This window comes from Methylosinus sp. DMC45 (assembly GCF_056313885.1).
Window position 1 is genome coordinate 64516 of the sequence record NZ_JBQUZK010000052.1, and the last position, 25256, is coordinate 89771.

Sequence of the window (25256 nt, forward strand, 5' to 3'; positions counted from 1 at the left end):
GAATTGCAACGCGCGCCCTTTTCAATAGGGACATCTACGTATATAGCGTTACGTAACGGCTTGTCGTGACAGCGCTTGCCGCGATGGAATTCATTCCGCGCGAGCGCGGGCGGTGAAGCGTTTTTGGACAGTAGAGCCGATTATGCTAGAAAATTTCACCCAATTTCGAGAGGCCGACGATAAGGACGTAGATTTCGTCAAGCCGAATCCTGGCCGCGCTTTCGGCGGCCGGCTCGCCTATGAGCTGCCGCTCGTGAGCGTCGTCATCACCAATTACAATTACGGCCGCTTCCTGCTCGAGGCGCTCAATTCGGCGCTCACGCAAACCTATCCGCGCATCGAATGCATCATCGTCGACGACGCCTCGACAGACGAGAGCGATCTCGTCCTTCGCGCCATTCGCGCTCGCCATCCGCAAGTCGCGATCGTCGCGCATGCCGAAAACCTCGGCCAGACGGCCGCCTTCCATACCGGCTTCGCCGCCAGCTCCGGCGCTTATGTGGTGTTTCTCGACGCCGACGACATGCTCCTCCCCAATTTCGTGGAGACGCATATCTTCGTGCATTTCTCGCTGCGGACAGCGGTCGGCTTCACCTCCTCGGACATGCTGCAATCCACCAATGAGGGCGTCGTCCGAACCTCCTGGAGCGCGTTCGGCGACTTCATCGCCTCTGGGCGCGGCGTCCGCAAGGAGCGCCTGCGCCCCTTCCATCTTTGCGGCGATCTCTGGCCCTTCGCGCATGCGCCGCTGGACGATGTGAGCGCCCGCGTGCATTTCATCGACGCGCATGAGTGGGGCGATTGGGTCTATGCGCCGACCTCGGGCAATTGCTTCCGGCGTGACGCGCTGACCTTGCTGCTCGGCGGAGGCGGCTCTATGCCGCTCCGGCTCCATGGCGACACTTATCTCAACAAAGGCGTGCGACTGCTCAGCGGCGTCGCGCTCATCGACGCCCCGCTGACCATCTATCGCATTCACGGCGGCAATGGATTCGCCGGCCACGCCGAGCTCTGCGGCGTTCACAACGCCGATCCGACAAAGGCGTTCAAGGCGGAATATTTCGCCTGGCGCGCAGTCGTCGATCGGCTGATCGACGATGTCGGCGCGCTGACCGATCGCCTCGGCGTGGACCGCTATGTCAGCGCGCTGATCTGCCTGCAGAAATCCCACATCGTTCACCCCGACTTTCGGGAAAACGAGAGCCTCTCGCGCTATATCGAGACGCGATTGGCGGCGCAGGCGGATCGAATTCGCGCCAGCCTCGGCGCGGACGCGTTCGCCGAGTTGTCGAGACGCGTGACGCGCGCCCGCAAGCGCCATATCGGCGCGAAGAGACGCGCCCCGCGCGCCTGGGTGAGGCCTATTGCCGAGTTTTGTCTGACCTTCGGACGCTTGCTCAGTCTCCCGGGACTGAGCAAAATCGGCGATCAGCTCTGGCATTACTGAGGAGCGCATCGCCGAGAGCGGCGACGCGCGAGACTCGGCGCCCACGCTTGCATCACAGAACTCGACCGCCTATTCTGTGAGCAAGCCGAAGGTTTCCCGGAACCAGACGCAACAGCGAGACGCCCCGACGCCGGATGTAAGCGCGGGGCGTTTTTGCATTTGGCTCTATGTCGGCTCGGACGGCTCGACGATAGACGCATCAGTAATAGCGATAGTGGCGATGCCGGTGAGCGTGGCGACGCCAACCGTAACGCCGGGGCGCGGTGACAGCGCCGATGATCGCGCCTCCTGCCGCCCCGACTGCCGCGCCAGCGAGCGTAGGGCCGGCAAGGCCTCCAGACGCCAGAGCGCCGATGCCCGCGCCACCGAGTCCGCCGATGATCGCGCCGCCTGTGGCGCGTTGTCCGGGAGTGTAACAGCCCGAGAGAGACAGCGCAGTGACGAGCGTGACTATGAGAATCAAGACCTTCCGCGGCAGCTGTCCATTCGCGAGAGCAATCATTGCAACAACCTTCCACTCTCTGCGAGCCGTCGCCTTAGGGCTATTCCGGCTTCGCTTCTCAGCCCAGGCCAAGCTTCGGATCGAATTGCGCCGATTACGTGGAGTCGCGCGCTGACGCTTCAGGCTCGAGGAGAGTGCGCCTGCAGCCAGCGGCATATTATCGACGTCTCGGAGCTGCCGGGCTCGATCTATGTCTCGGACCTCGCCGGTCGATTCCGATGCGCAGCGTGTGGCGCGCGGCCGATGGACGTCAGGCCGAAGGCTGGACAGGAAGTGAGGGCGGAGCGCGCGGACGTGCGCAGCCGTTCGCGGGCATATACTCGACGGATATTCGACGAGTTCGCCGCCACCGACCTTAAGGCGTTGAAATTATTGGCGCGCCCAACGGGAATCGAACCCGTGTTTTCGCCGTGAAAGGGCGACGTCCTAGGCCTCTAGACGATGGGCGCGGGCTGCGCCGACCGGAAGGCGGCGCGAAGCGGGCGCAGATATAGAGGGCTGCGCTCGGGCTGACAAGCGTCAAGACGGCCTTCTCACAGGCCGAGCGCGAGGCTTCGGCGGCGCCGACGTTGCACATCGCCGGCAAAGGCCCTAGAGGCGAGGCCATGCTCTCCATAGACGATCTCACTTACAGGCTCGGCGAGAGGCTGCTCTTCGACAAGGCCTCGGTCTTCGTGCCGCCGCGGACGCGCGCGGGCTTCGTCGGCCGCAATGGCGCGGGCAAGACGACGCTCTTCCGAATCATCTGCGGCGAGATCGCCGGCGAGAGCGGAACCATCTCCCTCCCCGCCAGGCTGAAGATCGGCCGCGTCGAGCAGGAGGCTCCCGGCGGGCCGACGGCGCTCGTCGATTTCGTGCTGGCCGCCGACACGGAGCGCGCGACCCTGCTGGAGCGCGCCGAGACCGAGACCGACCCGCATGAGATCGCCGAGATCCAGACGCGCCTCGTCGATATAGACGCCCATGCGGCGCCGGCGCGGGCGGCGGCGATTCTCTCCGGCCTCGGCTTCGACGCGGAGGCGCAGCGGCGCCCGCTCTCGGAATTTTCGGGCGGCTGGCGCATGCGCGTCGCCCTCGCCGCGGTGCTGTTCTCGCAGCCGGAGCTGCTGCTGCTCGACGAGCCGACCAATTATCTCGATCTCGAAGGCACGCTCTGGCTCGTCGATTATCTCGCGCATTATCCGGCCAATGTCGTCGTCATCAGCCATGACCGCGATCTGCTCGATGCGGTCGCGACGCATATTCTGCATCTCGAGCGCGGCAAGCTGACGATCTACAAGGGCAATTACAGCTCCTTCGAGTCGCAGCGGCTGGAGGCGCGCGCGCTCGCCGCCAAAGCCGGCAAAAAGCAGGAGGAGCGTCGCCGCGAGCTGCAGGCCTTCGTCGATCGCTTCCGCGCCAAGGCGACCAAGGCGCGTCAGGCGCAGTCGCGCCTCAAAATGCTGGCGAAGCTGGGACCGGCCACGGCGGTCGTCGACGACGAGGTGCTGCCGATCTATCTGCCCTCGCCGGAAAAGCCGCTGTCGCCGCCGATCGTCGCTTTCGAGAATGTGAGCGTCGGCTATGGCGAGCGCACCGTGCTGTCGCGCCTCTCGCTCAGCCTCTCGAACGATGATCGCATCGGATTGCTGGGCTCCAACGGAAACGGCAAATCGACCTTCGCCAAGCTGCTGGCGGGGCGGCTCGAGCCCAAGAGCGGCAATATGGTGCGCGCCGCCAAGCTGGAGGCGGGATTTTTCGCGCAGCATCAGGTCGACGATCTGAACGAGAAGGACTCGCCCTACTCCGTCTTCGCCGCGCTGATGCCCGGCGCGCCCGAGGCGCGCATTCGCGCGCGGGCGGCGCAGACCGGCTTTTCCGGCGCGCGGGCGGACACCAAGGTGGAGCGCCTCTCCGGCGGCGAGAAGGCGCGGCTGCTGCTCGGAGTCGCCTCCTTTTATGGGCCGCATCTGCTCATCCTCGACGAGCCGACCAACCATCTCGACATCGACAGCCGCGCCGCGCTGGTCGAGGCGATCAACGCCCATGAGGGCGCGATCGTGCTGGTCTCCCATGACCGCTATCTTCTGGAAGCCTGCGCCGATCGCCTATGGCTGGTCGAAGGCGGCACGGTGAAGGCCTTCGACGGCGATGTCGACGAATATGCGCGTTACGTTCTGGCGCGCGCCAATGGCGACGCCCGTGAGCAGCGCAAGGAGGAGGAGCCGCGCGAGGCCCCTCGCCCGGTCAAAGGCAAGCGCGACGCCGGCCAGTCACGCCGCAAGCTGGCGGCGGCGGAAGAGCGCATGAAAAAGCTGGCCGAGCTATTGGCGCGCGTCGACGCCGCGCTCGCCGATCCGAGCGCGTTTTCGCGCAATCCGCAGGAGGCCAATCGCCTCGCCCAGCAGCGCGCCGATCTCGCCTCGGCGCTCGCCGAGGCGGAAGATCAATGGCTCTCGCTCTCGGACGAGGGGTAGGGATTCAGGCCGATTTGCGCAGGACCAGATCGGCGAATTCCTGGTGGCGCGCGATATAATCGGCCACGAAGGAGCATTCGGGAACGACCTTCAGCCCACGCGCCCGCGCCCATTGCAGCGCGCCGCGGATCAGCTCCGTGGCGGCGCCTTTGCCGCGCAGCGCCGGCGGCGTCTCTGTATGGGTGAAGACGATGGCGCCGGGCGCCATGCGGTAATAGGCGACGGCCGTTCCGTCTTCGAGATCGAGCTCGAAACGATCGAGCTCGACATTGTCGTGGACAGCGCCATGCGCCTTGCGCGGCGCGCTCTTCAGCTGGGCGATCGAACCCATTTCTCGTCTCCTCGATTGCCCACCGCCGATGTCGAGGTGGTGAATGCAGTGCAGCAAATTAAGGGCCAGACGTTAATTTTTCTGGCCTCGGCGGGCTCGGCTCTCGCCTCGCTGTCGGTTTTCCGCCACGCCGGCGACGGCCCACGCCCTCGCCTTCGATTCGCCTCTCTCACATGAGAAACGCCCATTTCTGTGGCGCGCTTGAAAGGCTCGAGCGGATGGGCACAATGCCGAAATGAGCGAATCTACTTTGTCTACCGTGGTCGAGGCCGAGCCGCCGCCGCGCTTGCGCGCCTTCGCGCCCTTCGAATGGATGGTCGCCTTCCGCTATGTGCGGACGCGGCGCGCCAATGGCTTCGTCTCGGTGATCGCCGGCTTCTCCTTTCTCGGCATCATGCTGGGCGTGGCGACGCTCATCGTCGTGATGTCGGTGATGAACGGCTTTCACCGCGAGCTGATGGACAAGATCGTCGGCATTGACGGCCACGCTTTCGTCCAGGCGGCCGAGCGGCCGCTCAACGATTGGGCCGAGGTCACGGCGCGGCTGCAGCGCCTGCCGGGCGTCAAGCTCGTCGCCCCCATGGTGGAGGGCGCGGCCGGCGTCTCCTCCCCCTATGGGCAGTCGGGCGCGCTGGTGCGCGGCATACGCGAGCAGGACATTCTGCGTCTGCCGGGCCTCGCCGGCAATGTGAAGGACGGGACCTTCCAGGGCTTCGACAGCGCCGGCGGCGTCGCCATCGGCCAGCGCCTCGCCGAGTCGCTCGGCGTGCGCGTCGGCGACAATATCAGCATTCTCATCGCCAAGGGCGCATCGACGCCCTTCGGCGTGGCGCCACGCATAAAAGCCTATCCGGTGACGGCGATCTTCCAGATCGGCATGTCGGAATACGACCGCGTCTTCGTCTACATGCCCTTCGCCGAGTCGCAATTGTTCTTCAATCACGAGAATGAGGCGACGGTGATCGAGGTCTTTCTCGACGCGCCGGACGCCGTGGACAAGTTCCGCGCCGACATAGACGCCAATATCGATCGGCCGATGATGCTCACCGACTGGCGGCAGCGCAACAAGACCTTCTTCGACACGCTGCAGGTCGAGAGCAATGTGATGTTCATCATATTGACGCTGATCGTGCTGGTGGCGGCGCTCAACATCATCTCCGGCCTCACCATGCTGGTGAAGGACAAATCCTCGGACATCGCCATTCTGCGCACCATGGGCGCGACGCGCGGCGCGGTGCTGCGCATCTTCCTCATCATCGGCGCGTCGATCGGCGTCGTCGGCGACATCGCCGGCTTTCTGCTGGGCCTGACGCTCGCCAAGAACCTCGACGCGATCCGGCTGCTGCTCAACAAGCTCATGCACGCCAATCTGTTTCCGGCGGAGCTTTATTTTCTGTCGCGCCTGCCCTCTATCGTCGAGCCGCGAGAGGTGGCGCTCGTCGTCGTCATGACGCTCGCGCTCGCCATTCTCGCCTCCATCTATCCAGCCTGGAAAGCGGCGAGCCTCGATCCGATCGACGCCCTGCGCCACGAGTGAGGCCCATGACAGTTCTCGAGCTTTCCGGCGTCGCCCGCCATTATCGCGAAGGCGACGGGCGTCTGGACATTCTCATCGGCGCCGATCTCACGCTCGCGGCCGGCGAGACAGTGGCGCTGATCGCGCCTTCGGGCGCCGGCAAATCCACTCTGCTGCATATCGCCGGCCTGCTGGAGCGCGCCGACGACGGCGAGGTGCTCATCGCCGGGCTGGCGACCTCCGACATGAGCGACAATGAGCGCACCAGCCTGCGCCGCTCGACGATCGGCTTCGTCTATCAGTTCCACCATCTGCTGCCGGAGTTCACCGCGCTCGAGAATGTCGCGCTGCCGCAGGCGATCAACGGGCTGGATCGCCGCGAGGCGGAGCGGCGCGCTGCGGAATTGCTCGATTATCTGCGGCTCGGAGCCCGGGCGCGGCATTTGCCGTCGCAGCTGTCGGGCGGCGAGCAGCAGCGCGTCGCCATCGCTCGCGCGGTCGCCAATGCGCCGCATGTTCTGCTCGCCGACGAGCCGACGGGCAATCTCGATCCGCGCACCGCGGAGCATGTCTTCGCGACATTGATGACGCTGGCGCGCAACACCGGCCTCGCCGCGCTGGTGGCGACGCATAATCTCGATCTCGCCGCTCAGATGGATCGCCGCGTCACGCTCAGCGACGGCCGTCTCGTCGAGCTCGCCTGACGCGTTCCGGCCGGACGCACGCCCGGCCGGAGCATTCATGACCAAAAAGATCAGGCCGACTTCTTTTTCTTGTCGATGAAGCTGTTCTTATACCAGAGGCCGAAGCCGACGAGGCCGAGCGCGGCGAAGAACACGGCGATAATGGTGTTCTTGTCCTCTGTCGTGCCGACCGCGAAGGGGAACCGCGAGACATATTCGCGTCCATCGTCGGCCTTCGCCTTCACGAGACCGATGAAGTTGCCCTTCTTGGTGAAATTATATTCGAAGTTGAGCGTGCCGGTGCGGTATTTCTTCGGCGGCAGATAAACCTCGGTATTCTGCTCGAGATTCTCATTGTCGTCGCTCTGGCCGACATTGCGGAGAATGCGGATCTCCAGCGCCATGTCGCGCAGCTCGTCCTGCACCGCGTCCAGCACGATGATCGTCGGGCCGACATCGGGAATGTCGTCGCAGAAAATCTCGCGCGACTTCAGCGGCTGATAGCCGGTGAAGTTCATCGTGTCGGGGCCGATCTTCATGATGCACTGGCCGGTGTCGGAGCTCACGCCGCCATGCGCATGGGCCTCGCCGACCAGTCCGGCCGTCGCCATGGCAAGAGCGACCAGAAGTCGAAGATTCATCTTTTCTCTCCCTATCCATGTTTGTCGCCGCTTCTCATGAGCGGCTGCAGCACTCTCGCCGACCGTGGCGTCGATGACCGCGATGCGACTCGGCCTCCCGGGCCGATCTCCGCTCCCGGCTTTTAGCACACACTCCTATCGACATAGGGACGAAGTTTTCGCCCGCAAACGAGCCGGCGCGGAAATGCCGCGGCCCTCGCCCGCTGGCGAATGAGGCCCCGATCGCCCACAGCTCGTGCTCCGCCGCTGGCTTCCACACTTTCGGGCGGTCAGCTCCAGACCTTCAAAATCCGCCAGCGGCAAAAAGTCGCAACCCGTCCAGCCGGCCTGAATCGGGAGATTACGTACGTAAATTTTGTTGCGGGAATTAACCATGAGCGAAGACGCGGCCGAAATTTCTTTAAAAATTTAAGTAACTCGGTAAGAATTGTGAAACCATTCGAGATAGGAGACGAAACATGAATGCGGTAGTTTCGAAGAACGACATCACCTCCGCTGTCGCCGCTGAGACTTATGTTTCCCCTTCCGACTTTTCGGATCCGCTGGATTTCATCCGTCAGCGTTCGTCGCTGGAGATCCATCGCATGGATGATCTGGATACGATCCTGGTGAGCAAGCTCGCCTGCGGTTTCGATCGCGACAGCATCGACGGCCTGACCTTGTTGCTGCGCAAAATTTCGGAAGGCCATCTGCCCGGTCTCAAATATCTGGTTTTCGACTTCGCGCACTGCGACGATTCCACGGCCGTCGCCGCGGAAGGCTTCGACGAGCTGGCGTCCGCGACCGCGCGGCTCATTCTCGACGCGCCGGTCATATCGATCGCATGGGCGAGGACCTATCTGAACGGAGCGGATCTCGACTTCGCCCTCTCCTGCTCCATGATGGTGGCCGACCGCCATGCGCGCTTCTGCTTCGAGGCCGATCTCGCCTCGGCCATCGGCGTCTATGGCGCGCTTGCGCAAAAGCTCGGCTTCGTGAAAGCCGAGCGGCTGATGGAGAATGGCGAGATCCTCACCGCCGAGCAGATGCAGGAGCTCTGCCTCGTCAAGCATATCGTCGAGAATGGCGAAGGCCTGCTGGGCGCGGAGAGCTATGTGCGGCAATGCGGGCGCCGCTACAACGCCTCCTACAGCATGTTCCGCGCGCAGCGCATCAGCGCCCCGCCGGTGCGCCGGGTGGAGACGGCCCCCGCCGCGAGCCGGCGGGTCTGAAACGGCATTATATCGCGAGACGAAATTTCACCCGACGCCCGCGGAAGGTGGGCGTCGGGCGCTTCTCTCAGGCGACGACCTTCAGCTTGCCGCCGCGCGCGACGCCGGAAAACATCTGCGCCAGCTCCGCCTGCGGCTTCGCCATGCTGTAGAGAAAGCCCTGCATCAGGTGCACATTCTTCGCGAGCAGCAAGGCGCGCTGCTCATGCGTCTCGACGCCCTCCGCGACGAGATCTATGCCGAGCTCGGCGGTCAGCAGCGACACCGCGCCGACGATCGCCTGCGTTTTGCTGGAGACGCTGAGCTCCGAGACGAAGCTGCGATCGAGCTTCACCTTGTCGACGGGAAAACGATTTAGATAGCCGAGGCTGCTGAAGCCGGTTCCGAAATCATCGAGCGACAGGCGCACGCCGATCGCGCGCAGGCCGGCGATCTTGGCGGCGGCGTCCTCCGTGTCCTGCATGAGCGTCGATTCGGTGATCTCGATCTCGAGCCGGCTCGGCTCCAGCCCCGCGGCGTCGAGCGCGCTGCGCACCCGATCGATCATGTCCGGCTGCTGAAACTGCCGCGAGGAGAAGTTCACGGCGACCCGCGCCGCCGAAGGCCACAGATGCGCGTCGCGGCAGGCGCGGCGCAGCACCCATTCGCCCAGCTCGACGATCATCCCCGTCTCTTCGGCGATCGGGATGAAGGAGGAAGGCGGCACATAGCCCAATTGCGGATGGCGCCAGCGCGTCAGCGCCTCGCAAGTCGAGATGGATTGGTCGCGCGCGTCGTAGATGGGCTGGTAATGAACCTCGAGCGTCTCGGTCCTGAGCGCCTCACGCAGCTCGCGCTCGATGCGCCGCTTGCTGACCAGCGCATCCTCCATCGACGTCTCGAACCATATGGCCTGCCGGCGGCCGGCGGCCTTGGAATGATACATTGCGAGATCGCCGCATTTCAGCAGCCCCTCGACAGAGACCGCGTCCCGCGGCGCGATGCAGAGGCCGACGCTGGCGCCGATGACGATCGTGTGCCCCTCGACCACATAGGGACGGCCGATCGCCTCGATGACGCGGCGCGCCAGCGCGTCGGCCGGCGGAGTCTCGATCGTCGGATGCATCAATATGCAGAACTCGTCGCCGCCGAAGCGCGCCACCATATCGACCGAGCGCACGCATTCGCGCAGGCGCTCGGCGACCGCGCAGAGAAGCCGGTCGCCGATCGTATGTCCGAGCGTGTCATTGACCTCCTTGAACTGATCGAGGTCGATGCACAAAAGCGCGAGACTGAGCCCGCGCTTGCGAATGTGCCGCAGATCGCGCTCCAGCCGCTGCTGGAACTGGAACCGATTGGCGAGGCTGGTCAAAGTGTCGAAATGCGCGATCCGCTCGATCTCGCGCGCCGCGCGTCTCTGCTCGGTCACATCCTCGACGACGGTGACGAAGGCCCCATTGTCGGCCGGCTCGCAGCGAAAATCGAAGATGCGATCGCCGATCTCGCGGGAGAACATGCTGGTGCGCGGCAGCGCGGAATGGGACTCCCATTGCTCGGCGAAACTGCGCCAGTCGGACTCCGGCATAGCAGCTTTTTCGGCGATCCGCCGCGCCAGCGCCGCGAGAGTCGTCGGCGCGCCCTCCTCGTCTATCTCGAAAAACTCGAGCAGGCGGCGATTGACGACAGTCAGCCTCTTGTCGCATTTGCCCATGCAGAGCCCATGGCTCATGCTGTTCAGCGCCGATTTGAAGCGCCGGCGCTGTATGTTGGCGTCACGGCCGTTGCGCAGCGCCGATTCGAGATTTCCATGCAGGAATTTCGTCGTCGAGCGCAACGAGACCATGACGAGAACGAATATGGAGGCGAGGCCCCAATAGCGCAGATCGTCATGCAGCAGCGCAGCGACAGTCAGCGGCGTGCAGAGACCCAGCATTTGCGCATAGACGATTCTGGGGCTTCCCGCATTGCGTCCGGCGAGCATGCCGACGCCGCTCATCATGATGACGATGCCGTAATAGCCGCCGATCTCGTCGTGATGCTCCGAGAAGAGGATCGCGACGCTGAAACCAACCGCGGTCATGAAGCCGACGCCGCCGACCGCATAGCGGATTTCCCATTTTCGCGCGTCGCGCCGGCGCTCCTCGAGCGGCGTCATGGTGTGGGCATAGAGCACGTAGAGACGATAGGCGGCGAAGCAGGCCATCACCGCCGTCAGGAGGAGATAGACGTCGTGCCGCGTCATCATCCAAGCGCTCAGCGGCGCGATCATCCCGCCGACGAGTCCAGCGGCGAAGGATCCGGGCGTGCCGAACAGCGTCTCGACGAGATCGCGATAAATCTCCTCGCGGATCTCGCTATCCTCGATGTCGCTCGCATTGACGTTCGACGACATGGAACGGTCTTTCCAGTTCGCTGCCGCCGGCCGGCGCAGCATTGTCACGCCGATCTCGGCCGTTGGCCAGAAAGCCGCCCTTGAGCGGCGACCAGCCTCTCCATATGACGCAAGTCGGGCTCGCCGATCGAAAACGAGCAATCCACCCACAGCTCGACGACGCGCAGCAGCTCCTCGCGCGTGATCGGAAAGCAATTGCGACGCAAATCGGCGAGCGCGCGCCGCCGCTCCCAACGCTCCTCGCCGCCCTCGCACATCCATTCGAGCGCAGTTTCGCGCAGACGGCCATCGGGAGCCAGCACGTCGACGACGCCGAGATCGTGCATCTTCGATCCCGAATGGGCGGCGCCCGTTGCGATGATCTGCTCCGCGAGCGCCACGCCCAAGCGGCGCTTGAGAAAGGTGACGGCGCCCATGCCAGGAAAAGTGTTGAAGGCGACCTCTGGAACGCCGAGCTTGGCGCTCTCCTCGGCGATCAGGAAATCGGTCGCCATAGCCCCCTCGAAGCCTCCGCCGAAGCATTGGCCTCGGACAGTCGAGACAGTGATGAGCGGCAGGCCGAACGCTGAAGTGAGGCCAAACATCACATCGATGCAGACATGAGCGTAAGTCAGCAGGCTGTCCCTGTCCCGATTGCGGACCGAGGACGAAAACGTCGCCAGATCGCCGCCCAGGCTGAACACGCCCTGCTTGTTCGAGTTCATGACGAAATAACGGATCGGCCAGCGCTCGGCATAGGGCGACCGCGCGAGCGCCTTCAGCGATTCGCGCATCTCGACCGCCTCCAGCAGCATGGCGAGACTATAATGATGCGGAGCGCCGACCTTATAGTTCATCCATACCGAACGGCTCTCGACGTCGTAGGCGACTTCGAGATTCTGGAATTCCCAATCAGGAAATTCATTCGGTTTTTGAAGCTTATGCTCCAAGGCTACCGTCGCCATGGCCACTCCGGGAGTCGATGCCACAAGTCGATCTCGCAAGTCGATGTCAGCGCGCCCCGGCTGGAGCCCATGTCGCAAAACTAGCCCGAAATCGATGCGATTACATACTATTATTCGACCTCGGTTATCGTAGAGTTACCCGGACCGCCGAGAGTCTCATGCAACGGCGCGCGCTGATCGGGTCATGTCGTACGACGACAAATCTCGCGAATATTGCACGCAGCCGCCGCAGCGCGCAACTGCGAGCCAGAATCGCGCGCCGCCGCCGTCACTTCACCTCGAACCACGCCGCGAGCCCCGCGGCCTCGTGCTCGAGGATATCGTCATGCACGGCCCATTTGCCGGGGCTGTCGGCGACGAAGGCGACATGCTTGGTCTTGCCCGGCGGCACCACGACGCCATTGCGCCAATAGGGCTCCCAGCCATCGTCGAGGTCGTGCAGAAGCCGCACGCAATGTCCGTGGACATGCATCACGGCGACGACATCGGAACGATTGACGAAGCCGAGCGTCACCGGCGCGCCGCGCTTCACCTGGAACAGAGGCGGCCCGCCATAGGACTTGCTCGGCGCGCCATTGATGCGCCAAGGCGCGCCGGGAGCGGCGGGCGGCTCCAATGTGAGATCGACCTTCTTGGCCGCCTGCAGCTTTATCTCTATGGGCAAAAGGGGGTTTTGCGCCGCCGATGCGATCGGCGGGCGCGACGCCGCCTTGGCGCCGCGGGTGGTGAAGATCGCCAGCTCGCGGTCGGGCTCGCCGTCCATGCCGCGCAGAATCAGCTTTGCGGCGGCGTTCTCGGCCCGCGGCAGATCGAACAGCAATTCGAATCGGGCGCCGGGCGCGGCGGGAATGGTGCGGCGCACGGGCTCGAAGGCGTCGCAGGGCTGGCTGTCCACCGCGACGACGAAGGGCTGAATATTGTCGAAGCCGACGAACATGATTCGCGCATTGGCGAGATTGGCGAGGCGCAGGCGAATGCGCGCGCCCGGCGCGAAATCGCGGCGCGCCGGAGCCGGGGCGCCGTCCACCGCCACCAGCGTTCCGATGCGCCCTGCCCCGGCGGCCGCGGCCGGCGAGGCGAAATCGACTTCGATCGCGCCATTCTTGTCCAGCCGCCAATCGTCGAGCACGAGCAGAAGATCGGCGTCGGCCTCCAGCGGCTTGGGCTCGTCGACGACGACGAGGCCCTTCAGCCCGCGGCCGCAGAGTTCCGGCGTCGCCCCGAAAACAGAGGGCCGATAGCAGAAGAGACCGGCGTCGACCAATTTGCGGCGATAGTCGAATCGCCCGCCGGGCGCGACCTCCGCCTGGGTCAGCGGCGCGACGCCGTCCATGGCGTTGTCGCCGCGCATTCCGTGCCAATGGATGGAGAGCGGCTTCTCGAGGCCATTGGCGAGGCCGACCGCCAGCTCGTCGCCCAGGGCGTAGCGCAGCAGCGGCCCCGGAGCCTTCCCCTCGAATCCCCAAATCTCGGTCGCATGGGCCGCCTCTGGCAGCAGATTCGCCGTCCCTTTGCGCGCCGTCAGCGTTTTGGGGCCGGCGGCCGGCGGCTCGGCGCGGGCGTCGAGAGAGACGAGGGTCGCAGCGACTCCGCGCACAAAAGCGCGGCGTGAGCAGTTGAACGGCATGATGGCTCCGGTTTCTCCTCGCCGCCGCATATGGCCCGAGCGGAGCGCGGCTTTCAACAGGGCGCGAACCTACATCCCCACAGGTGACATTTTCTTTAGCGCCGGCGGCGCGTCGTGCTATAGAGCCCCCCGCCCGAGCCGGCGCGCGGCGGCGTTCGCGCGTCGACGCTGGCGTTTCGAAGCCGGCGTTTCGATTGTCGCCGCGACGTTTCGACGCCGGTTGGCTCGTGGCTTCGGTCCTTTGGCGTTTCGCCCGCGAGCCGGCGGCTCGTCGGGCGTTTGCGCGTCGGGGCGCGGGCGTGGCGGAACTGGTAGACGCGCCGGATTTAGGTTCCGGTGACGCAAGTCGTGGGGGTTCGACTCCCTCCGCCCGCACCATCCGACGCGCGCCGGCGGCAGAGATATTTTCCCGGCGCACGCCGGACTGGTCGAGATTCGAGAAGGCGAAAACGACATGCAGGTGACGCAGACCCTGTCGCAGGGCTTGAAACACGAGTTCAAAGTGGTGCTTCCGGCCGGCGACCTCGCCGCCAAGCTCGAGTCGCAGCTCGTCGAGCTGCGCGGCAAGGCGCAGATCAAGGGCTTCCGCCCCGGCAAGGCGCCCATCTCCTATCTCAAGAAGATCTACGGCAAAGGCATAATGAGCGAGGTCCTGCAGGAGGCCGTCAACGAGGCCAATCGCAAGATTGTCGAGGACAATAGCCTGCGCGTCGCCATGGAGCCGCGCCTCGACTTCCCGACCGATCAGGCCGAGGTCGAGAAGGCGCTGGAGGCTGAGGGCGACTTCTCCTATTCCGTCGCCTTCGAGGTGCTGCCGGCGATCGAGCTCGGCGGCTTCGACGACATCGCCATCGAGCGTCCCATCGCCGAGGTCTCGGAGGAAGAGGTCCAGAAGGCGATCTCCGATCTCGCCGACCGCATCCGCGAATATGAGGATAAGGAAGGCGCCGCCGCCAAGGGCGACCGCGTCACCATAGACTTCGCCGGCAAGCTCGACGGCGAGCCCTTCGAGGGCGGAACGGGCGGCGATGTCAATCTCGTGCTCGGCTCGGGCTCTTTCATCCCCGGCTTCGAGGAGCAGCTCGAGGGCGCCGCCAAGGACGAGCAGCGCGTCGTCAAGGTGAAGTTCCCCGAGGATTACGGCGTGCCGACGCTCGCCGGCCGCGACGCCGAGTTCGACGTGACCGTCAAGGCGGTCGCCGGCCCGAAGGAGCTGCCGATCGACGACGCTTTCGCCACCAAATACGGCTTCGAATCGCTCGCCGAGCTGACCTTCGCCGTGCGCGGCAATCTCGAGGCGGATTACGCCAAGGCCTCGCGCGCCAAGCTGAAGCGCTCGCTTCTCGACGCTCTGGACAAGAAATACAGCTTCGAGCTGCCCGAGGGCCTCGTCGCCCAGGAGTTCGACACGATCTGGAACCAGCTCGAGGCCGAGCGCAAGCGCTCCGGCAAGAGCTTCGAGGACGAGAACACGACGGAAGAGGCGGCGCGCGAGGAATATCGCAAGATCGCCGAGCGCCGCGTGCGTCTCGGCCTGGTGCTGGCGGAGATCGGCCAGGGCGCCGGCGTCACCGTCGAGGACAAGGACGTGACCGACGCGCTGGTCGAGCGCGTGCGCGCCTTCCCGGGCCGCGAAAAGCAGGTTTGGGACTATTACCGCAATAATCCCCAGGCGCTCGCCCAGATTCGCGCCCCCCTCTATGAGGAGCGGGTCGTCGACCATCTGGTCGCCAAGATCAGCGTCACCGACAAGACCGTGACCAAGGAAGAGCTGCTCGCCGCCGAGGAAGACGACGATCTGGCCCAGCCCGCGGCCTGATCCGGCGCGCCGACCCGGGGCCGATTAAGGGCGGCCCCGGGGTTTCCGCTCGCCCCTTTTGCGGTTTCTGTCTGGACGGCTTGCCGCAATATGCTACCAACGAGCCAAAAGCTGGCTCGTGGCTTTCACTCCATGTGGGGGAAAGACGGCGGGTCGAAGAGGCCGCCGCGAAGCCGGGAGCGCAGAGCCCCGCTGCGCGGAGCCTCGGTCGCAGGCCAGTCAAATCTAAAAAAGGCGCAAAACAGATGCGTGATCCGATCGACGTCTACAACCAATATCTGATCCCCCAGGTGATCGAGAACACGAGCCGCGGAGAGCGCGGCTTCGATATCTATTCGCGCCTGCTGCGCGAGCGAATCATCTTTCTGACCGGTCAGGTCGAGGACCATATGGCCTCGGTCATCATCGCTCAGCTCCTCTTCCTCGAGGCGGAAAATCCCAAGCGCGAGATTTTTCTCTACATCAACTCGCCGGGCGGCGTCGTGACCTCCGGTCTCGCCATCTACGACACGATGCAATACATCAAGCCCAAGGTGGCGACGCTCTGCATCGGCCAGGCGGCCTCCATGGGCTCGCTGCTGCTCTGCGCCGGCGAGGCCGGCAACCGCATCGCTCTGCCCAACGCCCGCATCATGGTCCATCAGCCGTCGGGCGGCTTCCAGGGCCAGGCCTCGGATATCCTCCGCCATGCGGAGGATATTATGAAGATCAAGCGGCGCCTCAACGAAATCTACGTCAAGCACACCGGCAGGGACTATGACACGATCGAGCAGACGCTCGATCGCGATCACTTCATGTCCGCCGAGGAGGCCAAGGAGTTCGGCATCGTCGACCGGGTGGAGATCAACCATCCCGACGATCCGGCAGAGGCCAAGGCCTGAGCGAGATCAAATCCCGGCGCGCCCGCTTTTCTCGCTGGTCGAGATAGGCAGGCGCGCCGTTCCGCATGTATCGGGGCGCGCATGTTTCGTAAAATTCTGATCGCCAATCGTGGCGAGATCGCTTGCCGCATCATCAAGACCGCCCGCCGCATGGGCATAAAGACGGTCGCAGTCTATTCAGACGCCGACGCTGACGCGCTTCATGTCGAAATGGCCGACGAGGCCATTCATCTCGGCCCGCCCCCTGCCGCGCAATCCTATCTGCTCATCGACAAGATCGTCGCGGCCTGCAAGGAGACCGGCGCCGAGGCCGTCCATCCGGGCTATGGCTTTCTCTCCGAGCGCGCCGCTTTCGCCACTGCGCTGGCGGAGGCCGGAATCGTCTTCATCGGCCCCAATCCCCGCGCGATCGAGGCGATGGGCGATAAGATCGAGTCGAAGAAATTCGCCTCCGCCGCCAAGGTGAATGTCGTTCCCGGCTATCTCGGCGTCATTCAGGACGGCGAAGAGGCGGTCCGCATCGCCAATGAGATCGGCTATCCGGTCATGCTGAAGGCCTCCGCCGGCGGCGGCGGCAAGGGCATGCGCGTCGCCTTCAAGGCAGAGGAAGTGGTCGAGGGCTTCAATCGCGCCCGTTCCGAGGCCGCCTCCTCCTTCGGCGACGATCGCGTCTTCATCGAGAAATTCATCGTCAACCCGCGCCATATCGAGATTCAGGTGCTGGGCGACAAGCATGGCAATGTCATTCACCTCAACGAACGCGAGTGCTCCATTCAGCGCCGCAATCAGAAGGTGATCGAGGAAGCCCCCTCGCCGCTCCTCGACGAGGAGACCCGCGCGGCGATGGGCGCGCAGGCCGTCGCGCTCGCCAAGGCGGTGGATTACGACTCCGCCGGTACGGTGGAATTCGTCGCCGGCCAGGACAAGAGCTTCTACTTCCTCGAGATGAACACTCGCCTGCAGGTGGAGCATCCGGTCACGGAGCTCATCACCGGCATCGATCTCGTCGAGCAGATGATTCGCGTCGCCGCCGGCGAGCCTCTGTCGCTGCGCCAGGAGAAGGTGACGATCAACGGCTGGGCGGTGGAGAGCCGCATCTACGCCGAGGACCCGACCCGCAACTTCCTGCCCTCCATCGGCCGTCTGGTGAAATATCGCCCGCCGGAGGAGAAGCGCGAGGGCGCGATCACCGTGCGCAACGACACGGGCGTCGCGGAAGGCCGCGAGATTTCCATCCATTATGATCCGATGATCGCCAAGCTCGTCACCCATGGCCCCGACCGCCTCGCGGCGATCGACGCCCAGGGCAGCGCGCTGGATCGTTTCGTGATCGACGGCATTCGCCACAATATCCCCTTCCTCGCCTCGCTGATGCAGCATGAGCGCTGGCGCTCCGGCCAGCTCTCCACCGGCTTCATCGCGGAGGAATATGCGGGCGGCTTCGCCGCGCCGCAGCCGGATGGCGAGGTCGCCCATGTGTTGGCGACGGTGGCGGCGCTGGTCGATCACATCGGCAACGAACGCAAGCGATTGATCAGCGGACAGCTCGGCCACGGCCGGCCGTTCGAGTTCGAGCGCGAGCGCGTCTGCGCGCTGGGCGAGCAGTCGTTCCATGTCTCGCTGGACACGCAGGGCGAGGCGCTGATCGTCCATTTCGAGGAGGAGGACGGCCGCACGCGCCGCATCTCCTCGCATTGGCGGCCGGGCGATCCCGTCTTCGAGGGGACCATAGACGGCGCCGCCATCTATGTGCAGATTCGGCCGATCCTCAACGGCTTCCAGCTCTCGCACCAGGGCGTGGCGGTGGACGCGCGCGTCTTCACCAAGCGCGAGGCCGAGCTCAACGCGCTGATGCCGAAGAAGAAGAATGTCGGCGTCTCCAAGCATCTGCTCTGCCCTATGCCCGGCCTCGTCAAGACGGTCGACGTCGTCGAGGGCCAGGAGGTGAAGGCCGGCGAGCCGCTCTGCATGGTGGAAGCCATGAAGATGGAGAATGTGCTGCGCGCCGAGCGCGACGTGACGATCAAGAAGATCGCCGCCAAGCCGGGCGACAGCCTCGCCGTCGATGCGGTGATCATGGAGTTCGCCGAGTAGCGCCCTAGCGCCGCGAGAGCGCTCCAGGGCGCGGCTCGCGGCCCTGCGACAGAAACGCCGGGGCTCGCCGAGCGATGTCCCTATGACGACCAGATCGGCTCCGCTCCGCAAAAGGAGGCGGAGCCGACGCCGTCTCTCGCTCCGCCATCCTCAGCCCAGCATCGAAGCGAACGAACGCGTCACGCGCGGGCGATAACGCCCGGCGCCGAAGCGCGGGCGCGCGCGCTCGGATGCGCTTTTCCATGTGCTCACGACTGTTCGCCGGCCGCCTCGCCTCGAGCTCGGCTTGACAAGCGCATCAGGATAATACTCTATATTTTCGATAGTATTAATACACAAAGAAGGTTCATCCATGTTCCGCTCAGAGCCTCGAGGCGCATCAAAGACAAGGTTTTATCTTCTATCCAGCGCTTCGTGCGTCGCCTATTTGGCCATGGCGGCAATCACACTGTCTACTCGAATAGGCGAGTCTTTCGCCCAGGACGCGCCGGCTCCGGGCTCTGTCAATGTCCAGGTCGGCGATGTCGTGGTCCCCGGCGAGGAGGATAATGGGGGCGAAACATCGCGTCCTGTCCTGGAGGCGCAGAAAAAGGCGCGCTCCGTCATCGTCGTCGAAGAGAAGACCATCGAGCGGGAGAACATCAACCGCGCCGACGAATTGCAGCAGAAGATCCCGAATTATCGCGCCAATAACGGCGGCACGCAGCAGTCCTCGCGCCAAACCATGCGATGGGTCGGCATCGGCGCCGGCACCGGCGTCGGCACAGAGTCGCCGACTGGCTATGTCGTCGACAATGTCTTCTGGAGATATTGGGGCTTCCAGTGGATGGACCTCTTCGATCTCAAATCATTCGAGATCGCCTATGGGCCGCAAGGCACGGCGGGCGGAAAGAACGCCGCGGTCGGCAATCTGATCATCAACACGCGACTGCCGTCCTTCACCCAAGGAGCGACGGTCGAGACCAATTTCGCGAATTACAACCGCGTCATCGAGAAAGTCTCGGTCACGGGCCCGATCGTCGACGACACGCTCGCCTATCGCGTGAGCTTCTTCATGGACAAGGGCGACGGCTGGATTCGCGATCAGGTGAGCGGCGCCGGATATAAGAACACCGACCGCTGGGGCGTCCGCGGGCAGCTTCTCTATGTCGGCGACGATATCTCCGACCGGCTCATTTTCAATTACAGCACGTCTCACGAATATAATGGCTACAACAGCGCGCCCTACGCCGACACCACCCTCGTCTACGCCAATGGCACGCGCCCGAGCTCGACCTGGGTCCAGAACGTATGGAAGAAGCTCGGCAAGCCGATCCTGTCATTGGACCCCTATAAGCCGTCCATCTCGCGCATGGGCGTCGACCCGGTGAGAACCATCACCGCCACCAACGAGCTCAACATAGGGATCGGCGAAAATATCTTCACGTCGATCTCGGCCTATGGGTTCAACCGAAACGAGCAGCGCTATTTCGAAGAGACGCAATTGCTGGAGCTCTGGCGCGACGGCATGGACACTTATGTCGGTCAGGCGTCGCAAGAGTTCCGTCTGACCTCGCCGAAGGATCAAGAGCTGGCGTGGACGACCGGCCTCTATTTCCTCAACGACGACTCCGCCAACCAGATGCACCATGTCGAGTTCGGCTCCGACGCCGCGAAATGGCTGAACATGCCTGGAGCGCTGCCCGGCGTGCAGGATTGGTGGTACACCAAAGCGCGCGACATTCAGTTCGCCGCCTATGGGCAGGCGACCTGGCATTATGACGAGCAGCTGGCGCTCACCCTCGGCGTTCGCAACAGCTACGAAATTCGCCAGGGCTCGGTGAGCCATCTCAACCGATATTATCCGACCGTCTCGATCGTCGATCAGGATCAGGCGATCATCGCGGCGAGCGGTTTCGGACTTTCGGACCGCGGCGGCGCGACCACGCGCTCCAACCATGTGACGGCGATCTTCAATCCGCAATATCGATGGGACGAGAACATTCTCTTCTATGGAATTGTCGGTCGCGCCGAGAAGGCGGCCGCCGTCAACACGAGCGGCAATCCGACCTATTCGACCAATGCGACTGGGCAGAAAATCTTCAGCGCCTGGACGCCGCTCTTCACCAAGCCCGAGGTCTCCTGGGATTATGAGCTCGGAGTCAAGACGAATTGGCTCGACAACAAGCTCCAGCTCAACGCCAATTTCTATTGGAACGACTTCTACAATTTTCAGACCACGACCGTCGACTCCTCGCGCGTCGACGCGCTCGGCGCGCCGATCTCGGTGTCGTCGCTCGGCAACGCCGACCATGCGCGTCTGCGGGGAATAGAGCTGGATGGCCGCTGGAGCCCGATCGACAGGCTGTGGATCAGCGTCAACGCGGCCTTCTCCGATGCGCGATGGGTTTCCTATCCCGACGCCGCGCCGCCGACCGATTGGCAATGGACGTCGGGAACGCCGAAGGCGCCCCAATATCTCTCGCTCTCCAACACGCGCTGGCAGGGCGTGCCGATGTGGACCTTCAACATCGGCGCGAATTACGAGCAGCCGCTCGGGGCCGTGTTCGCCGATCTCGGCGGCTTCGGAAAGTTCGCCGGCCTCGACGACTGGACCTCCAAGCCGATCACCGCCTTCGGCTATTTCAACGTCAACTGGCAGGACAAGACGCAGCTGACCAATCCATGGTCCATTCTGCAATATTGGCAGGGGAGCTATGCGATCGTGAATGTCGGCGTCGGCATCCGCACCGACGACGACAAATACAGCCTCAGCTTCTGGGCCAAGAATATCGGCGATGAGAGACCCTACACCGCCTGGGACACGGGCTCCGCCTCCAATCCTGCGAGAGTCTCGCTCACACGCTGGCCAGCGACCTTCGGCGGGGCGTTTCGCGTCAAGCTCATGTAGAGCGGCGACAGTTGAAGCCCGCGGATTTGGCGACGCGTCGAATCCGACGGGAATTCTTCACCTCGGTCATACGCGCCGCGGCCTATCCTGCGCCTCGACATTTCATCTGGTATTGTCGAGGTGCGTCTTGCGAGCTTATCCTTTCGACGCGACGAAGCGCCGCCGTGGCCGCAGCATCATCACGCTGGCCTCGGCGCTGTCCTTGCTCTCCTTCACGCACGCCGCGACAGAGGCGGCGGCGCAGCCTTCTCCTCCGCTCAAGCTGCTCATTCTCGGCGACAGCCTCAGCTCCGGCCTCGGCGTGCCGGAAGGCTATGGCTTCGGCCCGGCGCTGGCGCGCCGCCTGCGCGCCGACGGCTATCGCAATGTCGATGTCGTCAATGGCTCGATGGCCGGCGACACCACCGCCGACGCCGCCACGCGCCTCGCCTCGACGCCGCAGGACTATGACGCCGACGTCGTCATCGTCGAGCTCGGCGGCAATGACATGCTGACGCAGACCGATCCGCCGGTCGTGGCGCGCAATCTCGATTGGATTCTCGATGGCTACAAAAAGCGCGGAACCCGCATCGTCATCGGCGGGATGCTGTCCAAGCCAGAGCTCGGCTTCGTCTATAATGTGACCTTCGATCAGATCTATCCGAAGCTCGCGGCGCGTTGGGGCGCCTCGCTCTATCCCTTCTTTCTCGCCGGCGTGTTCGGCCATCCGGCGCTGATGCAGGACGACCACATCCATCCCAATGCGGCGGGCGTCGCCCGCATCGTTGCAGGAATCGCGCCGCTGGTGGAGCGCAATCTCGACGCGGCGGCGGGCCGGCGCAGAGTGGCGGAAGCGCGGTGAGGCAGAGCGTCAGCTCGGTAAGCCCAGGAGATTATAGACGGAGACATCCTCGTCAATATCTGGCCAATGAATGCCTTCGCCTCGACCGATGAGCCGCCAATTGCGCCGCTGCTCGGGTTCTGCGTCGCGCAAGAGAGGAAACCATTCGAGAGGCGCGGCGATTTCCCGCCCGTCCGCGAGAAAAACGCGAAGCGTAGCGTCGTCGATCTCGAGGTCGACGGCAGCTGGATCTAGTCTGGCGGCCGTGCCAGGCATTCCACGCCTCCTCGAATGTCTTTCTATACTCGATCTGTCAGCCGCAGTCGTTGAAGCTCTTGTGAACGAAATCCATGAGACCGCGCCAACTCCACCGGATCGAGCCAGAACTTGGCGGAGCCGCCATTGCTCTCCACATGGATATGGGGCCGCTCACCGCTCTCGGAACTGTAGAAGAAGAATCGGAAAGACCCAATACGCAAAATCGTGGGCACGTCTTGTCATCCTTCGCAGAAAATTATCGAGACAAACCGACAATCAATTTCGATCCGCGAACACCCGCGTCACATGCCCCATCTTGCGGCCGGGGCGCGTCTCCTTCTTGCCGTAGAGGTGGAGCGAGGCCCCCTCCTCCGCCAGCAGATCCGGCCATTTGTCGACCTCATCGCCGATCAGATTGCGCATCTCGACGCGCGCGCCATGGCGGCGCGTCGCGCCGAGCGGCCAGCCGGCGACGGCGCGCATATGCTGCTCGAATTGCGAGGTCACGGCGCCGTCCAGCGTCCAATGGCCGGAATTATGCACGCGCGGCGCGATCTCATTGACGACGAGCCGCTCGCCGCCCGCCTCCTCGACGACGAACATTTCCACCGCGATCACGCCGACATAATCGGACGCCTCGGCGATCTTGCGGGCCATTTCGACAGCGGCCGCCCCCGTCTGCGGCGAAATCCGCGCCGGCGCGACGGTCAGGGCGAGAATATGATGCTCATGGACATTCTCGCAGACGTCATAGGCGCGGAAGGCGCCGTCCGCGCCGCGCGCCGCCACCACGGAGACCTCGCGCGCGAAGGGCACGAAGCCCTCGAGGACGCAAGGCGCGCGGCCGAGCTGCTCGAAAGCGGCGGAAAGATCGGCGCCCTCGCGCAGCATGATCTGGCCCTTGCCGTCATAGCCGAAGCGCCGCGTCTTCAAAATGGCGGGCGAGCCGAGGCGCGATGCGGCGGCCGCCAGCATGTCGGCGCTCTCGACATTCTCGAAAGGCGCGGTCTCGATGCCGAGGCCGCGGACGAAATTCTTCTCGGTGAGCCGGTCCTGCGTCAACGCCAGCACGCGCGGATTGGGCCGCACCAGCGAATGCGCCTCGAGAAAAGCCGCCGTCTGCGACGGCACATTCTCGAATTCGTAAGTCACCACATCGACGGCCGCGGCGAAGCCGGCGAGCGCCGTCTCGTCCTCGAAAGCGGCGATGGTGCGCGCGGCGCAGACCTCGAAGGCGGGATCATCCGCCACGGGCGAATAGACATGGGCGCGCAGGCCGAGCCGCGCGCCGGCCTTGGCCAGCATGCGGGCGAGCTGGCCGCCGCCCAATATTCCAATGGTGGAGCCGGGGCGTAGACTGGTCATTTGGCTCCCGCATCGTCGCTCGGCGTCTCGGCGACCTGCTCCGTCTGTCGGCGCCGCCATTCCTTCACGCGCGCGTCGAGATCGGCGTCGCCGCGGGCGAGAATCGACGCAGCGAGCAGAGCGGCGTTGATCGCGCCAGCCTTGCCGATGGCCAGAGTGCCCACCGGCACGCCCCCCGGCATCTGCACGATGGAGAGCAGCGAATCCATGCCGGAGAGCGCGGCGCTCTCGATCGGCACGCCGAGCACGGGAAGCGTCGTATGCGCCGCCGTCATGCCGGGCAGATGCGCCGCGCCGCCGGCCCCGGCGACGATGACCTCGAATCCCTCCGCCTCGGCGCCTTTGGCGAAGGCGCTGAGCCGGTCCGGCGTGCGGTGGGCGGATATGATGCGCGCCTCATAGCCGACGCCGAGCGCATCGAGCGTCTCGGCGCCATGCCGCATGGTGGCCCAATCGGATTGGGACCCCATGATGATCGCGACAGGCTTCTTGGACTGCGCCACGGCTCTTCCGGCGGGCTGGAGTGCATGAAGCACAGCCCCTTAGCCGAACCGGCGGCGGGGCGCAAGCGAATGCACGCCTCCGCGCCGCCGCCCCGAATGGCGGAGCCCGCCGGCCTCCGCTATCATCGCGCAATATTGCGGGCGGTTGCGGGGGCGAAATGGATATCAAAGGCGTGCAGGAGGCGCTCGCGGCGCTGAAGAGCTTGATCGGAACTTTCGGCCTCGTTCTGGCGATCGGCTTCGCCATCGTCAACGCAAATGCGATCGGCGACGGCCTCGCGGCTCTCGCGGATCGCTTCGGCGGGCTGCGCGGAGCGGAGATCGCGGGCGTCAAGCTGGATTTCGGCGAGGCGGCGATCGAGCAGCGCGTGCCGCCCGTGCTGTTCGAGCGGCTGGACGCCAAGGACCGCCGCCGCGTCGCCCGCGATTTGAACGCGCTGGAGCCGCGCATGGCGCTGCGGCTGCTGCAGGTCGGCCTACTGGCCAATCTCTGCGAGTTCGACAGGCCGACGACCTCGATGATCGACGATTTCAGCACCGATCATCATCTGCAGGATCGCGGCCTCGCGACGCTCATCGACAATCCGCAGATCAAGGCGAAAGTGGCCGCCGAGCTGGCGAAGGCGGCCAAGAAGTCCGACATAGGCGAGCCGCGCGCCTGCTACGACATCACATTGACGGACCACGGCTGGGATGTGCGAACCGCGCTGGTCCATGTGGTGAGCGCCGGCTTCGGCTCGGCGCCGATCGTCCGCGAGCCCGCGCCCGAGCCGAATGTCGCCCAGGAGCAGCGCAGCCTCTCCAAAAAGCGCTGACACGCCCGAGTTTAAGGACGCGCCTTAAGTATTGATCAGGGTCCCCTCGCTACTCTGCCTTCCGTGGCCGGCGGTGTGTCGC

Annotated in this window: 21 protein-coding genes and 2 tRNA genes; 12 read left to right on the forward strand and 11 right to left on the reverse strand. The window is 64.4% G+C overall.

Annotation, left to right across the window (positions count from 1 at the left end; translation table 11 throughout):
- Nucleotides 1-142 precede the first annotated feature (142 nt).
- Nucleotides 143-1447: a glycosyltransferase family 2 protein gene (locus ACT53T_RS17360; protein ID WP_476162181.1), complete on the forward strand. Its 1305-nt coding sequence runs from the start codon at nucleotides 143-145 to the stop codon at nucleotides 1445-1447.
- A 199-nt stretch (nucleotides 1448-1646) separates the two neighbouring features.
- Here ACT53T_RS17360 and ACT53T_RS17365 read toward each other — a convergent pair whose 3' ends face one another.
- Nucleotides 1647-1949: a hypothetical protein gene (locus tag ACT53T_RS17365; protein WP_400767607.1), complete on the reverse strand. Its 303-nt coding sequence runs from the start codon at nucleotides 1947-1949 to the stop codon at nucleotides 1647-1649.
- Between the two features lie 373 nt (nucleotides 1950-2322).
- Nucleotides 2323-2398: transfer RNA gene (locus tag ACT53T_RS17370), tRNA-Glu, on the reverse strand.
- A 156-nt stretch (nucleotides 2399-2554) separates the two neighbouring features.
- Here ACT53T_RS17370 and ACT53T_RS17375 point away from each other — a divergent pair.
- The gene (locus tag ACT53T_RS17375) at nucleotides 2555-4405 is read left to right on the forward strand and encodes an ABC-F family ATP-binding cassette domain-containing protein (protein ID WP_476162182.1); all 1851 of its coding nucleotides are present in this window, start codon (nucleotides 2555-2557) and stop codon (nucleotides 4403-4405) included.
- A gap of 4 nt (nucleotides 4406-4409) precedes the next feature.
- Here the strand turns inward: ACT53T_RS17375 and ACT53T_RS17380 are convergent, their stop codons facing one another.
- Nucleotides 4410-4736 (reverse strand): GNAT family N-acetyltransferase, encoded by a 327-nt coding sequence (locus ACT53T_RS17380; protein ID WP_018265222.1) that lies wholly within the window; start codon nucleotides 4734-4736, stop codon nucleotides 4410-4412.
- Nucleotides 4737-4971: 235 nt separating this feature from the next.
- On the opposite strand from ACT53T_RS17380, the gene ACT53T_RS17385 reads away from it, so the two are divergent.
- A complete protein-coding gene (locus ACT53T_RS17385) occupies nucleotides 4972-6273 on the forward strand; it encodes a lipoprotein-releasing ABC transporter permease subunit (protein ID WP_476162183.1) in 1302 nt (433 codons plus the stop codon).
- 5 nt (nucleotides 6274-6278) lie between these two features.
- Nucleotides 6279-6956, forward strand: coding sequence for an ABC transporter ATP-binding protein (locus ACT53T_RS17390; RefSeq protein WP_400767601.1), 678 nt, complete (start codon nucleotides 6279-6281; stop codon nucleotides 6954-6956).
- A gap of 50 nt (nucleotides 6957-7006) precedes the next feature.
- On the opposite strand, the gene ACT53T_RS17395 is transcribed toward ACT53T_RS17390, so the two are convergent.
- Nucleotides 7007-7576, reverse strand: coding sequence for a hypothetical protein (locus ACT53T_RS17395; RefSeq protein ID WP_026191280.1), 570 nt, complete (start codon nucleotides 7574-7576; stop codon nucleotides 7007-7009).
- 458 nt (nucleotides 7577-8034) lie between these two features.
- Here ACT53T_RS17395 and ACT53T_RS17400 point away from each other — a divergent pair, with 458 nt between their 5' ends.
- Entirely contained in the window at nucleotides 8035-8787 is a 753-nt protein-coding gene (locus ACT53T_RS17400; protein ID WP_400767600.1) for a Clp protease/crotonase-like domain-containing protein, read from the forward strand.
- A gap of 67 nt (nucleotides 8788-8854) precedes the next feature.
- On the opposite strand, the gene ACT53T_RS17405 is transcribed toward ACT53T_RS17400, so the two are convergent.
- The 3 genes from ACT53T_RS17405 to ACT53T_RS17415 form a co-directional block, all read right to left on the reverse strand.
- Nucleotides 8855-11158, reverse strand: a complete 2304-nt coding sequence (locus ACT53T_RS17405) for a putative bifunctional diguanylate cyclase/phosphodiesterase (protein ID WP_476162184.1) — start codon at nucleotides 11156-11158, stop codon at nucleotides 8855-8857.
- 44 nt (nucleotides 11159-11202) lie between these two features.
- Nucleotides 11203-12102 carry a crotonase/enoyl-CoA hydratase family protein gene (locus ACT53T_RS17410; RefSeq protein WP_476162185.1) on the reverse strand — a complete coding sequence of 300 codons (900 nt, stop codon included), beginning with the start codon at nucleotides 12100-12102 and terminating at the stop codon, nucleotides 11203-11205.
- A 268-nt stretch (nucleotides 12103-12370) separates the two neighbouring features.
- Nucleotides 12371-13729 carry a multicopper oxidase family protein gene (locus ACT53T_RS17415; RefSeq protein ID WP_476162186.1) on the reverse strand — a complete coding sequence of 453 codons (1359 nt, stop codon included), beginning with the start codon at nucleotides 13727-13729 and terminating at the stop codon, nucleotides 12371-12373.
- A gap of 293 nt (nucleotides 13730-14022) precedes the next feature.
- Here ACT53T_RS17415 and ACT53T_RS17420 point away from each other — a divergent pair.
- From ACT53T_RS17420 to ACT53T_RS17445, 6 genes are all read left to right on the forward strand, one after another.
- Nucleotides 14023-14107, forward strand: a tRNA-Leu gene (locus ACT53T_RS17420).
- Nucleotides 14108-14183: 76 nt separating this feature from the next.
- Nucleotides 14184-15548, forward strand: a complete 1365-nt coding sequence (tig, locus tag ACT53T_RS17425) for a trigger factor (RefSeq protein ID WP_476162187.1) — start codon at nucleotides 14184-14186, stop codon at nucleotides 15546-15548.
- A 245-nt stretch (nucleotides 15549-15793) separates the two neighbouring features.
- On the forward strand, nucleotides 15794-16429 hold the full coding sequence (locus ACT53T_RS17430) for an ATP-dependent Clp protease proteolytic subunit (protein ID WP_108918566.1): 636 nt from the start codon (nucleotides 15794-15796) through the stop codon (nucleotides 16427-16429).
- Between the two features lie 81 nt (nucleotides 16430-16510).
- The gene (locus tag ACT53T_RS17435; RefSeq protein WP_476162188.1) at nucleotides 16511-18523 is read left to right on the forward strand and encodes an acetyl-CoA carboxylase biotin carboxylase subunit; all 2013 of its coding nucleotides are present in this window, start codon (nucleotides 16511-16513) and stop codon (nucleotides 18521-18523) included.
- Nucleotides 18524-18956: 433 nt separating this feature from the next.
- Nucleotides 18957-21413 (forward strand): TonB-dependent receptor, encoded by a 2457-nt coding sequence (locus ACT53T_RS17440; RefSeq protein ID WP_476162189.1) that lies wholly within the window; start codon nucleotides 18957-18959, stop codon nucleotides 21411-21413.
- Between the two features lie 127 nt (nucleotides 21414-21540).
- Nucleotides 21541-22254 carry an arylesterase gene (locus tag ACT53T_RS17445; protein ID WP_476162190.1) on the forward strand — a complete coding sequence of 238 codons (714 nt, stop codon included), beginning with the start codon at nucleotides 21541-21543 and terminating at the stop codon, nucleotides 22252-22254.
- Between the two features lie 9 nt (nucleotides 22255-22263).
- Here ACT53T_RS17445 and ACT53T_RS17450 read toward each other — a convergent pair whose 3' ends face one another.
- Genes ACT53T_RS17450 through purE form a run of 4 tightly spaced genes read right to left on the reverse strand, consistent with a single transcriptional unit; the run spans nucleotide 22264 to nucleotide 24326 of the window.
- Complete coding sequence (locus ACT53T_RS17450) at nucleotides 22264-22509, reverse strand: DUF2442 domain-containing protein (protein WP_476162191.1); 246 nt, start codon at nucleotides 22507-22509, stop codon at nucleotides 22264-22266.
- Nucleotides 22510-22532: 23 nt separating this feature from the next.
- Nucleotides 22533-22724: a DUF4160 domain-containing protein gene (locus ACT53T_RS17455; protein WP_476162192.1), complete on the reverse strand. Its 192-nt coding sequence runs from the start codon at nucleotides 22722-22724 to the stop codon at nucleotides 22533-22535.
- A 43-nt stretch (nucleotides 22725-22767) separates the two neighbouring features.
- Nucleotides 22768-23856, reverse strand: coding sequence for a 5-(carboxyamino)imidazole ribonucleotide synthase (locus ACT53T_RS17460; RefSeq protein WP_476162193.1), 1089 nt, complete (start codon nucleotides 23854-23856; stop codon nucleotides 22768-22770).
- The gene (gene purE, locus ACT53T_RS17465; RefSeq protein WP_043332243.1) at nucleotides 23853-24326 is read right to left on the reverse strand and encodes a 5-(carboxyamino)imidazole ribonucleotide mutase; all 474 of its coding nucleotides are present in this window, start codon (nucleotides 24324-24326) and stop codon (nucleotides 23853-23855) included. Before purE ends, ACT53T_RS17460 begins: the two co-directional genes overlap by 4 nt.
- A gap of 191 nt (nucleotides 24327-24517) precedes the next feature.
- Here purE and ACT53T_RS17470 point away from each other — a divergent pair, with 191 nt between their 5' ends.
- Entirely contained in the window at nucleotides 24518-25174 is a 657-nt protein-coding gene (locus ACT53T_RS17470; RefSeq protein WP_476162194.1) for a hypothetical protein, read from the forward strand.
- Nucleotides 25175-25256: the final 82 nt, after the last annotated feature.